This window comes from Nocardioides cremeus (genome assembly GCF_030518195.1).
Lineage (GTDB): Bacteria > Actinomycetota > Actinomycetes > Propionibacteriales > Nocardioidaceae > Nocardioides > Nocardioides cremeus.
This window is the reverse complement of the sequence record NZ_JAULSC010000041.1, coordinates 1-11,680: the sequence shown is the minus strand read 5'-3', so window position 1 is coordinate 11,680 and position 11,680 is coordinate 1. Positions and strand designations below refer to the sequence as shown.

The window sequence follows — 11,680 nt, the reverse complement described above, 5'->3', positions numbered from 1 at the left end:
GAAAGGACCCCGCCACCACCTGACCCCCCCGGGAGCCAACCCCGGAACCGATGCATTGACCCGGAGGGTGGGGCCAAATCAAAGCAGCACAGTGGGGCCAAATGGGCTTGTCATTCTCAGTGGCGATCGCGACCTCACCTGCCTCGACAGCTTCACAGAGCGCGCGGCGCATCCCGCTGTCGACGAAGCCGTCATCTTCGTTCAGAGAGAGAAGGCGGGGGTCGGTGAACTTCTGCGGCATCCTGGGCAGACCTGTCGTGTTTATGGGCTGGGCGTTGAGTCGTCTGGCGACGGGGCGCCAAGCGTGCGCACAGTACAGATCTTGCGACGAAGGCGTTCCTACGACCCTTCGACCTTCTCGTGGCAGACCGAGCTTTCGCGGAGGCGAGCGGGCGAAGCTGTCGCCGCGGTATGACGCATTCGCCCTTCGCGCAATATTTGTCGGAGGTTGGCGCGAGACTGCTCCCATGAATGACATCAAGCAGGCAAGGGAGGTTTTCGCCACAGCAGCCGAGCAGGCGGCTGCGGCAACCGTGCGGGAGCCGATTCAGGCGTTCGCCCCGGGTGCCCGGATGAGCAAGCACGCGCACTGGTTCGTCACCGCCGACGACGCCGTCCTGATCGCGGTGGTTTCACCGGCTGAGAAGTACACCGTTGCAGACGAGGTGCTCGCATACGGTCTGGCCTGGCAGCACAACCGCGACCTCCACCTGGTGCTGCCTCCGACGATGGTGGGCGGGACCTTGACTAGGCTTCCCTGGATCGAGACCCCGGTCAGAGTCTGGGGATTCGAAGGTGGCGACCCTCGCCCAGTGCAGACGCTGGCTCGTGTCGACGTGTTCGACCGGCTGCAGGGGCTGCCGCCCCGGATTTCGAGGACGGCGACGCTGACCCCGGAGCTGGAGTCGTGGGTGGCCGGGGTAGACACCACCGGCCTGGAGGCTCACAACCGTAGCTACCTGTCCTGGCACCACTTTGGCCTGCAGGTCCTGAAAGTAGGCAAGAGGCGCAAAGGGCTCCGGATACAGGCAGGCGTCCAGTACACGGGCAAGAGCGCCACAGTGGAGCCGTACGACCGGACGTTCGTGGTGGCTCCAACGGCTGGCGAGATCGCCGAGATTAACGCAGTGATCGCCGAGGCGGTTGAGTACGGGGGGAGCAAGTCCTCGCAGATGCGGGAGCATCGGATGCAGGCGACCCTCAAGTCGCAGGCATGCGACTTGGGCCTTAAGCATCTGCTCCGCGAGTACCCGGCCTACCGGGGATTGGACGGGTCGGATTCCAAGCGGATTGGCCGCCCCGGCTACATCGACTTCCTCGGCATCGACGCTGACGGTCACTTCCACGTGGTGGAGACCAAAATCGGCCATGACCCGCGCGTCGTCTTACAGGCACTGGATTACGCGATCTGGGTCCGCGCGAACGAGGACGAGATCAGGGCCCGCCTCCGTAACAGCGGCCTCGACGTCGCCGAGCCCAAGCCCGATCCGGCGGGGGATCGCCTTCACATGCACCTGGTGCTCGGACCCGACGCTAAAGGCATCGCGTTCAACTCCTATCTGGCGCCGCAGCTCGAGGCACTGAAGGGCGACTGTCGCGTCCATGTGCACCTCGTGCCCGATGTCGAGGCGTCCTCGCTGGAGCTGCGCCGATTGTCGGCCAAGGACCTCTGGACCGCGGCACCCATGGTCGCGAAGCCAGTCCAGGAACCTCGGTGGGCCGGGATGTTGACCCGCGCCTTGATGGGGGACGACGCGTGACCCGCCGCCCGATTGTGAGTCGCGACGACGCGGGCGCGGTCCTGCCGGCGGCGCTGCCCGCTCTGATCGATCTGCGTGACCGCGGGTTGACGCACCGATGGGTGCGGCACGTGCGAAGCTCGCAAGCTTTCGCATTGAGCTTGTTCGCCCCGCTTCCCGACGACGGCATCAAGCGGGTCCTCGCCCACCTGGGAATGAACGTCGCCAAGGTGGACGCGGTGATCTTCGAGTTCGAAGACCTGGCGGACCGGCTGGCTGAGGCCTCCTCGCGCAGTCCGCACCGCACACAGGTCGACGTGGTCCTGTCGGGGACCACCGATGAGGACGAGCGGGTTGCGGCGTTCATCGAGGTCAAGTTCGGCGAGATCGACTTCGGCTCCTGCAGCGCTTTCGAGAGCCGGGACAACCCCAGTCGCGCCACCTGCGCCTCGCCGGGGCTGTTCGGCGGCGACCCGGGCTCTTGCTTTCAGCTGCAGAACCACGGTCGAGGGCGCCGGCGCTATGACGACCACCTGCCGGTCCTGCACAACCCAGATGGCCCGTCGAACGATGGTGGCTGCCTGGTGCGTCAGGGACGGAACCAGCCGATGCGCAACCTCGCGTTGGCTCGCTCGATGGTCGCCGGGGGCGGGTTCGACCGCGTCGTCTACGCGGTGTGCGCACCTGTACGCCACCCGACAATATGGCGCCGGTTCAACGAGTTCTGTGAGGCGTTCCCCGACAGCGACACTGTGTGGACCGGCTCTGTCCCAGCCGAACTGGTTGCCCGCCAGCACGCGGACGGAGGGGCGGCTTTCGTGGACCAGTACGCACCTGCGCTGGTCGACCAGGCGCTATTGCACTACGCCGTAGATGGGCCACAGATGCTGGGCGTCTGGGTCCTGCGCAAAGGATCGTTGGAGTCCCATTATGCGGATGATGATTTCGCGTCGCTAGCTGAGGAACGGCTGATCGGAGCGGACTGGGACATTCTGCTCGACGAACTCCCACGTGCCTCGCCGTACGTGGTGTGGTGGGAGCGGGTCGACTGCTCATTCGCGGAGTCGGCCCAAGACGTGTTCACCAGATTGACGTAGTCACCCGGTCTTAGACCAGTCACTGGCGGCGATAGGACGCACGTTCTAGGATGCGCGGGTTGCGTCAGGCGAAGAGGTCGGCGTTGCCGCTGTTCGCCGCATGCGGGAGCGTGCTGCCTCTAGGCTGGAGCAATGAAAATCGTGCCGTGCCTAGTCCTCCTTTTAGCGGTCGCTCCCAGCGCCGCCTGCGGAGGTAGCTCAGGTGGTGACACGTTCTCGATCTCGGGAGTCGTAAGCGCCATCGGGATCAGCAAGGCGCAGGTCCTCGCCGCAGACGGAGCCACCGAGGGCGACATGTGTCAGGGCGCGGGAACCATGGGCGCCTTTGATGAGGGAGCCGAGGTCCTTGTCCTCGATGCCGACGGGGCCAAGGTTGCGGTTGGCGAACTCTCCGCCGGGAAGATCCCGGAGGGGAGCAGCGAGCTTGAGCAGTTGGGTTTCAGCATGTGCGAGTTCATTTTTGAAGTCACCGACATCCCGGCCTCTGATGGGCTTTTCACCCTGCAGATCGACGAGAGCGAGACAACATTTAAGCAGGGTGACGAGTCACTCAAGGTGACGATCGCGGGCGACGAGTACCCGTAGGGCCCCCGACCAACCGTCGGCAGATCCGTACGACTGGCTCGCGGCGTAAGGACGCGGTGCTCAACCCAACTGTCAAGCACCCCGCCCGTCGTCACCGGTCAGCGGTTCTTGGCTCGTTGAGACATGCACATGCAGCTTGATCCGATCCGCCACGTACTCACGCGCCAGAGCGACCAGCGCGCGAGTGGCGGGGACGCCATCTTCCTCTGCTCGCGCTCTCAGGGCGTCCCATTCTTCGTCGCTGATCCGCGCGGATCGTGACTCTCCACCGGTAGGCGCGATATCTGGCGCATCGAGATCCCTGTTGCCGTAGTCGCGGGCCAACACTTTGAGCACGAAGGAACGGGTAACGCCATTGCGAGCCGCGGCTCTGTCGAGCTCCTCCCACGTTTCTTGGTCGACTCTCAGCGACCGAGGTCGGTCCGCAGCCAGGCCGTGCCGACGGCGGGGAGTCCGCGGGACGTCAGGACGTCGCACCATCTCGTCCTCCTTCTGACCGCACCGTTCCTGGGTGGCAACCCTCGCTTTACACGGGCACGCATGCAAGCGGCGGAATGACGCTCTCGACAGAGCATTGGCGAGACCCTCAAACCAAATGCAAAGCTGGCATGTCCGTCTTGGTCCTCGAGATCTTTCTGGCTAGTTCGTCGGGGTGGCTCGTTGCGATGCCTGTGACCGGGCGGCCCGCCAAGAATGCTAGGCGGGTGGCCTCGTGCTCAGGTCAGCGATTTTGGCGAGACACAGCAGCCTCAGACCTAAGTCGTTGATCTCCAGTTCCTCCGGGCCGCGCCGCAATCCACACTTCGAAGGTTCCCCACTGCAACTCGTTGTAGTAGGCGACGTCCTCGTCAGAGAGCATGCTCGCCAGGTTTGTCGCGCCAAAGGTGATGAGCGTGTCGGGCGCGATCGGCATAGCGATCTGATCTGCCTCTTCGATCCCTACGTTCTGGTGGGGGCCGGCCCCAGCGCGGCCGTCAATGGTGATGGCGACCGGCGAGTCACCGATCACCAGGTCCGCACCTGTAGCGCTGTGAATCCGGATCGGCATCTGGTCAAGCCGACCTCGCGCGATCTTCAGGTACTCGACGTCCCGCTCGCTATGCCATCTGTCCAGGTCCTCACCTAGAACTTCCTTGATGATCTCGTCGAGGGTCCATTCAAGTTCCGATCTTGTCGACGCAATAAGCCCCGTGCGTCGCCTGTACGCCTCCGCGAGGAATTCTGCTCGGGTATCTGGGGCGGCCCGCCGGTATCGTCCGAGGAAACGGTCTAGAGCCTGCTCACGCGCCCTCATCATCGATCGGCTTCGAAGCCAGTGGACCGCCACGATTGCGCGAAGGGTCTCGACGGTGTCGTGGTGGTGGAGAGCAGTGCCTTGCGCGACACGGGCCAGAGCGACTGGAAGATCATTCTCGAACTCGTTCCAGCGTTCCTCGGCACCGTGAGAGTCCCATCGGTCGAACTCGGTTACGAAGATCCCGGCGCCAGGAGGATGCATGCGCCTTTGCTTGTAGGCTCGGTCGAAGACGGCCAGCCGACCGTCGACGCCAGCGAAGCCCTTCAGGAGCCTCTCGGTGACGGTGTGTTGGCGCTTGACTGGTCGAATGATCTGACTCACAAAGTAATCGTGTCTCCCGCGGCCTAGCTGCGCTCCTCATTTCCGCCCGCCGCGGCACGGGGAACGTCCTGACCACTCGAGTCTGACGACCCAATCGGCGCAACTAGACGACCCGACAGGCGGTAAGCCGCACGTCGAAGGTGTGGAGGTCGCGGCAAGTCCGGATGTCACCGCTGTGTCACGATGAACCTTCGGACATCCTGCGTGCGCGTGTGATGTGCTCGTCCTCCTGTCCTGATGGCAGCGAGGCTGGCATGCGAATCCGACGCGTCGACATCAACAACTTCCGTGGCATTAGGTCCACCTCGTGGAGGCTGGCGAAGGAGCAGACCTTCGTTGCACTCATCGGTCCGGGCGACTCGACGAAGACCACCCTCCTGACCGCGCTCGAGCGCGCTCTGCACGACCGGGCCGGCCTCACGTTCTCCGACACCGACTTCTACGGAGTCGACATCGACTCTCCGATACGGATTCGGGTGGCGGTCGACAACCTGCCGGACGAGTTGATCGCGATGGACGCCTTCGGTGCCATGCTCTCCGGCATCGACGAGGCGGGTGAGTGGTCCCACGATCCGAGCGACGACACTGACCGGTGCGTCATCGTCGAGCTCGTTGTCGAAGCAGACCTCGAGCCCGTCTGGCAGGCCTATCGGCCCCCGCTCGACGACGACGTCGAGGCGACCGACGAGCAGCCGCTTCTCATCCGCGCCCGACACCGCGCCCGGATGACGGCCTACCGCATCGACGACCGCATCGACGCGCACCTGCGATGGTCGGCCACCTCCTCGCTCGGCAAGCTCACCGCGAAGCGCGGCGACACCAAGGCCACCTTGACGGCCGCCAACCGCGCCGCCCGCGACGCAGCCGGAGCCGCGGTCACCGACGAGCTGAAGGACCTCGCTCGCGAGGTGCAGGCGGCTGTCCTAGAGATCGGCACCGCCGAGTTCTTCGACCTCAAGCCCGGACTCGACGCATCGTTGTCCAACACCCGCGGCAATCTCGCCCTCTTCGAGGGCGACGTCCCGCTCATGAACTTCGGCTTGGGAACTCGCCGGCTGACCGGAGCCGCGACGCAGCGGCTCGCAAACCAGGGCTCGACCACCCTGCTGGTCGACGAGGTCGAGCACGGCCTCGAGCCACACCGGCTCGTGCATCTCCTGGGACACCTCCGCACCAAGGGCGCGTTCTCGCAGGTCTTCGTCACCACCCATTCCCCGACAGCGCTCCTGCACCTTGAACCTGCGGATTTGATGATGGTCCGCTCCGGCTCGGAGGGCTCCACCCAGATCCGCTCGCTCGGGGACCCGTCCAGCCTGCGGCCGCTGCTGAAAAGATGCCCCGAGGCGTTCTTGTCGCGAAGGGTGGTCATTAACGAAGGCAAGACCGAGTACGGCGTTGTTCTACGGCTGCTGCAGGAGTGGGACTCGGGCACCAGCCCTGCAGCGGCTCCGTCGGCAGCCCTCGGAGTGGTGGCTCTCGAAGGTGACGGCGGCACAGGATCAGCGAAGTGGGCCACGGAGTTCCTTGGTGTCGGTTACGAGGTCGTGTTGTTCATCGACAGCGACGATCCGGCAGCGAACGACATGGTCCCCGACATCGAGCGGGCCGGAGGTGTCGTCATCCAATGGCCAGGAGGGATCTGCATCGAGACGGCGGTGTGCTCACAGCTGGATGCCGCCGGTCTGACCGCCTACATTCACGCGGCCCTGGAGGTCGCCGACGACCCGGCAGCGTCGAGCCAGTCGTTCTCCGCCCACCTGAGCAGGTACGCCGTGGTCGATGGAAAGACGCTGCAGGAGATCGATCTGCTGGACCTGACCACCTGGACGTCGTCCGGCATCAGCCTCGAGAGCTGCCGGACAGCTGTGGCGACCGCCTCTAAGGAGAAGGGCTGGTTCAAGCGCGTCGACAAGGGGCAGCGACTCGGCGCTTTCATCCTTGAGACAGAGTCGCTCCACAGCGGCCCCGTTCAGGACACGATCGATGCGCTGAAGGTCGCAATCTACGCTCGCACGGCCAACCAGGCAGACACCGCGCACCTCAGCGATGACGCCGACGGCCTGGACGACGAAGACGGTGCCGCCACCGAAGCGGCGTCCCCTTCTGCCGCAGCGCGGCTGGAGCAGCCGCCTGTCGACGGTCCTGCGGATGACTGAGCACATCTCCGAGGAGCTCGCCTCGGACGCCGCGGCATTCGCAGCGGCGCTGCCGGCGGCGGTCGAGATGCCCGCCGGCGCCGGCAAGACCCACCTGCTGACAGCTACCGCCAAGCACATCGTCGACGATGGCGGCCGCGTCTTGGTGCTGACCCACACCAACGCCGGCGTCTACGCCATCAACGCCCGATTGAAGCGATTCGGACTCTCGACCGGCGTGCACGTCGCGACCATCACCTCCTTCGCATTCAGGCTAGTTCGCGCGTACCCAGCCATCGGCGAGCTGCGCGCGCCCAAGGTGATGATCCCTGCCCACTCCACGTCCTACATCGCGGCCGCGACCCGGATCGTATCCGCGGTCCACATCCAGGCTGTGCTGAACGCGTCCTTCACCCACGTTCTGGTCGACGAGTACCAAGACTGCAACGAGACGCAGCACGCTTTCGTATCCGCCATGCGCGCGGCGATCCCGGCGACCGGGGTCCTCGGTGACCCGCTGCAGGCCATCTTCGGCTTCGCGGACCCGCTGGCCGACTGGGCGACCGTCCTGCACGACTATGCGCTGCACCCCACAACCATCAAGCCGCACCGATGGTCGGGGCACAACGAAGCGCTGGGCGAATGGCTGCTGCGCATTCGGCCTCTCATGGTGCCAGGGCACACTGTTCAGTGGGCCAACATCGCTCTGCCCGACGGCGTCACGTTCCGCAACATCGCCGGGGACCAGCGCGTGCTCACGCCGGGTTTCTTCGCCGGCTACCCGGCCGACGAGACCGTTCTCATCATCACTGACTGGGCGCACACCGCTCGTGGCGTCGCCGGAAACCTCAACGGGACCTTCACGGTAATGGAGGAGATCGCCGGGAAGTTCATGGCCGAGAGCCTTGAGAAGCTAGCCGCGACGACCCCCGACAAGTACGCCATGTGGCTCTTCGACCTGACGAAGGCATGCCATTGCGGCCACGGAGTCCTGGACACCGGCACCTTGCGCAAGCGCTACGTGAACGGTCGCATCGCGGGGGATCTGCTCGACGGTGGCCCGGCCAGCCGAGCCGGAGCTGAGCCTGCGATCGGCGCGTTCGACTCCGTCGTTTCCGAGCCCACGTTGTCGAACCTGGCGGCCGGGATGGACCTCATCTCGACCTCCCCGGCTCTGCGACTCCACTCTCACGAAGCTTGGTACGACATCCAGACCTCCATCCGCGGAGCGGTTGCCCAGGGCAGCGATCACGGGGTGCTGCTGGCGGAACTGGCTAAGGCCCGCGAAGTGCTCCGGTACGCCGGTCGCCGCGAACGCAGGCGAATCATCTCTCGCACCCTGCTGGTCAAGGGCTTGGAGTACGACCACGTCGTCCTCGCCGACGTCTCCAAGCACGCGCAGGTCAACGACCTGTACGTAGCCCTCTCCCGGGCTCGCAAGACCGTCTCCATCCTTAGCACGAGCGACACCCTGCTGCTGCAGCCGTCCCCGAATGGACGCCAGCACTCTTCCCATATCCGTTCCGTGCCGACCGGCCGCAGTGGCACCATCCAACAGCTGCGATAACGACTTGGACGGTCCGCATCAGCGGGAAGACTTCACGCGACCCTGACGGCCGGAGGTGCCCCCTTGCGCCGAGGCGTCGTGTTGTACACACGATCGCCCTGATTCCCGGTGGTGCGCGGTCCCAACGTCCGGCACGATGAGCGGTCCTATGAACGACGCCGACGCACCCAGTCCCCACGGGCGCCCGGTCAGCCCCGAGACCCAACGCCTTCGCTCAGCAGCGCGCAACCTCGTCGTCCACTTCGCCTCGGTGCCCATCAATGTCGACTTCGATGGTTCGCCCGAAGACTTCCTGACCAGCATGGCGATGATGTTCGCTCGCCAACGCTACGGCTGCGCAGAGTCACTCGTCGGTAGCGGTTTCGGCGGCACCGTCATGGGGTCTCTGGCGCGCAGCCTCTTCGAGGACGGGCTGCGTTGGCGGTGGATCGCGCAAGACCCGAAGCACCGACGTACTGCGCTCCTGGGCGACCTTCTCGAAGAGCGCAGCCGGATCGCGCAGGTCCTTGCTGACACTGACTCCACCTGCCCCATCCTGATGCGTTGGCTCATGCCACTCCCGGACGTGGCAGACCTGACATGCGCGTCGATGACCTGGCTCGACGCGCCCGTCACGCCGAACGAGAAGCAGTTGCTTGACGACCTACTCGGGCGTCCCACGGCTGAGTCGGCGGCGGCGATCGACGTCGAGCCGACGCCGCAGATCGGTGCCGAGCTGCTCGACATCGCAGGTGTGCGCGGTATCGCCGAAGTCCTCGCCTTCGCTGGTCACGGTAACTACTTGGGCCTTCAGAGCAGCCTCACTGCGGACGGTCCGATCGGCTTCGACGCTCGGGCCGACTACGAGGCGCTGTTCATCCACGCGGCGGCCGTCGGGGCCGTCGTCACCTTCCTCGGCGCCTCCGCCATCGACTCGCGGGCCTGGCCGGACGGGGTCGACCAGACGGCCTTCCTCGACACCGCCACCTCTCTGGCGCAGGAGGTCGCCGAGGCCGCCATCGCCATCCACGGCCTAGTGGCACCTCGCCCAGTGCGTGTCGAGCCTGTGCGAGCAACCGGCCACTCCCAGGCGCGGTCGGTACTGCGACCGGAGGCGGTGGTCCGGACCGACGAGCTCCTACCCGAGCAGCCATCTCCCGACCGTCTCCGGGCGACCATGGACCACGCCGACGCCTTCGGAACCTGGTCCTAAGCATGCCCGTGGACCCGTGGGCGCTGAACGATCCCACCCTGCATGAGGTGATCGCCTACGGCAGCGCGCACTCGAACCTGGAGACGGTCATGCGCACCTACGATTGTCCTGGCAACGCGGTTATACCCGCCTTCGCGGCGCGCATGCTGCTGGAGGAGAGCGCTCGCCTCCAGTGGAGGTTTGCCGACCCTGATGAGGAGGTCTTCAAAGCCCGGGCCAAGCAGTTCTTTGACGAATTCCGCGTCCGCCGTCGAAAGACGATCGGCACCCTGAACAATGGCGGGGTCCCGCGCACCGTTGCCGAGCGGCTGTTCACCGAGCCCGTGAACGTGGTCATGGGGGTGTCGCACGACGACATCGGCAAGGGACGAGTACAGATCCCGCACGTGAGCACGCTGCTTCGTGAGATGGGCGCGCCTTATCCGGAGCCCGGATGGCTCGACGTCGCCTACTCACTGCTCAGTCAGGTCGTGCACGCAACGTCCCTTGGAAGCCTGCACACGATCCGCTTCTATGACAGCGAATGGCACGGCGACGACTTGAGCCCCGAGATGACGGCACTGGCTCTCGATGTGGCCTGCCTGGGAGCCGCAGTCATCATCGGACACTCGACCGTGGTGCTGACCGAGCTGGACGAGGCAGCGAAGACGCACTACCGAAATCTGCGCCGGGCCGCCCACGAAGTCCACGGCGCCGCCAGGTTGGTGCACGGACTCGATTGACCGTGCCGATCACGCCGCACACAGCCTGATTGACCCTGCTGTTTCGCAACCGACAGGCGCCTTGACATAGGTCTCAGGGCACCCTTGGCAGGTCATCCCGGGGTAAAGATCCGGCCATCTTGTCGGGGCTTCTTGCCGCGCACACTGGCACTTCACAAGAGAGGAGAACGACATGATCGAATGTCAGATCTGCGGACACCCGGGTGTTCACGCGGTCGTCGTCTACGCGGCGTTGCCGGCTCGCTGCGACCAGTGCAGTCGTTGCGTCGCCGAGCATGCTGCTGAGTCGTCGACGGCATCGCTGTTGCGAGCGGGAGGCGGCCTCCCTGCTGGGCGCGACTGAGTCCGTTCAGCCGGGCAGGGGAGGCCCGGGTCGCCCTGGAGATCTCGCCCGCCGAGCCGGCGTGTCCGATTTAGCGCGCGCCGCGATGCAAGCGCCTACCGCCCGCTGACCGTCCCCCACGCTGGGCCTGTACGGCGACGGTCCAGGCATGAACGGTGTCACCGTCTGGCCGTGATCCGCAGGTTGGCGGGCATCGGCAACGGCCTCGAAAACCGGATCTGTAGCAGCTCGGGTGGGGGCCTGGGCCGGAGCTGGACCGGCTGTATGCGGGCGGGCCCGTTCCATCTCCCCGACACCATGGTGGCTCCAACACGACGCAGCAGGTTCGTTCCTGCCCAGATCTGAGGAGGGGCACAGGGCCGCGTCATAGTGGGCGGGATGCGCCTGAGGCAGCGGCAGCCTCTTACGTGCGGCTTGTGTAGATCGATCTCGGGTCCAGCGTCGTTGTCGGTGGTCGTCTCTAGGGTCGAAGACATGACCATCAGCGACGAGCTGCCCGCCACCGCGGGCGAGTGTGTCGCGATGCTGGAGGAGCTCGAGGCGCTGAAGTCGCACCTCGCTGGGGGGTGTCAGATGGTCTGTGTAAGCGGTCGGTCCTGAAGGAGGACCAAGATGACCGCTGTGACCACTGAGAACGATGAGGCGAACGTGACCACGACGAGCAGCTCCGAGCGGCCGAGCC

General features: G+C 65.4%; 9 protein-coding genes. 8 read left to right on the top strand and 1 reads right to left on the bottom strand.

Features of this window, described 5'->3' with window-relative positions:
* Positions 1-467 precede the first annotated feature (467 nt).
* The 3 genes from QWJ41_RS20305 (at position 468) to QWJ41_RS20295 (ending at position 3,421) form a co-directional block, all read left to right on the top strand.
* Positions 468-1,760 carry a PDDEXK family nuclease gene (locus QWJ41_RS20305; RefSeq protein ID WP_302710290.1) on the top strand — a complete coding sequence of 431 codons (1,293 nt, stop codon included), beginning with the start codon at positions 468-470 and terminating at the stop codon, positions 1,758-1,760.
* On the top strand, positions 1,757-2,836 hold the full coding sequence (locus tag QWJ41_RS20300) for a PGN_0703 family putative restriction endonuclease (protein WP_302710289.1): 1,080 nt from the start codon (positions 1,757-1,759) through the stop codon (positions 2,834-2,836). Before QWJ41_RS20305 ends, QWJ41_RS20300 begins: the two co-directional genes overlap by 4 nt.
* A 132-nt stretch (positions 2,837-2,968) precedes the next feature.
* Positions 2,969-3,421, top strand: a complete 453-nt coding sequence (locus QWJ41_RS20295; protein WP_302710287.1) for a hypothetical protein — start codon at positions 2,969-2,971, stop codon at positions 3,419-3,421.
* A 721-nt stretch (positions 3,422-4,142) separates the two neighbouring features.
* Here QWJ41_RS20295 and QWJ41_RS20290 read toward each other — a convergent pair.
* A complete protein-coding gene (locus QWJ41_RS20290; protein ID WP_302710286.1) occupies positions 4,143-5,039 on the bottom strand; it encodes a DUF4238 domain-containing protein in 897 nt (298 codons plus the stop codon).
* Positions 5,040-5,293: 254 nt separating this feature from the next.
* Here QWJ41_RS20290 and QWJ41_RS20285 point away from each other — a divergent pair, with 254 nt between their 5' ends.
* From QWJ41_RS20285 to QWJ41_RS20265, 5 genes are all read left to right on the top strand, one after another.
* A complete protein-coding gene (locus QWJ41_RS20285; RefSeq protein ID WP_302710285.1) occupies positions 5,294-7,195 on the top strand; it encodes an ATP-dependent nuclease in 1,902 nt (633 codons plus the stop codon).
* Positions 7,188-8,741 (top strand): UvrD-helicase domain-containing protein, encoded by a 1,554-nt coding sequence (locus tag QWJ41_RS20280; RefSeq protein ID WP_302710284.1) that lies wholly within the window; start codon positions 7,188-7,190, stop codon positions 8,739-8,741. The genes QWJ41_RS20285 and QWJ41_RS20280 overlap by 8 nt, the downstream gene beginning before the upstream one ends.
* A 148-nt stretch (positions 8,742-8,889) precedes the next feature.
* Positions 8,890-9,933 carry a hypothetical protein gene (locus QWJ41_RS20275; protein ID WP_302710283.1) on the top strand — a complete coding sequence of 348 codons (1,044 nt, stop codon included), beginning with the start codon at positions 8,890-8,892 and terminating at the stop codon, positions 9,931-9,933.
* A 2-nt stretch (positions 9,934-9,935) separates the two neighbouring features.
* Positions 9,936-10,655 (top strand): hypothetical protein, encoded by a 720-nt coding sequence (locus QWJ41_RS20270; RefSeq protein ID WP_302710282.1) that lies wholly within the window; start codon positions 9,936-9,938, stop codon positions 10,653-10,655.
* 817 nt (positions 10,656-11,472) lie between these two features.
* Positions 11,473-11,598, top strand: coding sequence for a hypothetical protein (locus QWJ41_RS20265; protein WP_302710281.1), 126 nt, complete (start codon positions 11,473-11,475; stop codon positions 11,596-11,598).
* Positions 11,599-11,680: the final 82 nt, after the last annotated feature.

Coding starts and splice junctions, on each gene's coding strand:
- QWJ41_RS20305 (WP_302710290.1), top strand. CDS start 468: ATGAATGACATCAAGCAGGCAAGGGAGGTTTTCGCCACAGCAGCCGAG.
- QWJ41_RS20295 (WP_302710287.1), top strand. CDS start 2,969: ATGAAAATCGTGCCGTGCCTAGTCCTCCTTTTAGCGGTCGCTCCCAGC.
- QWJ41_RS20285 (WP_302710285.1), top strand. CDS start 5,294: ATGCGAATCCGACGCGTCGACATCAACAACTTCCGTGGCATTAGGTCC.
- QWJ41_RS20280 (WP_302710284.1), top strand. CDS start 7,188: ATGACTGAGCACATCTCCGAGGAGCTCGCCTCGGACGCCGCGGCATTC.
- QWJ41_RS20275 (WP_302710283.1), top strand. CDS start 8,890: ATGAACGACGCCGACGCACCCAGTCCCCACGGGCGCCCGGTCAGCCCC.
- QWJ41_RS20270 (WP_302710282.1), top strand. CDS start 9,936: ATGCCCGTGGACCCGTGGGCGCTGAACGATCCCACCCTGCATGAGGTG.
- QWJ41_RS20265 (WP_302710281.1), top strand. CDS start 11,473: ATGACCATCAGCGACGAGCTGCCCGCCACCGCGGGCGAGTGTGTCGCG.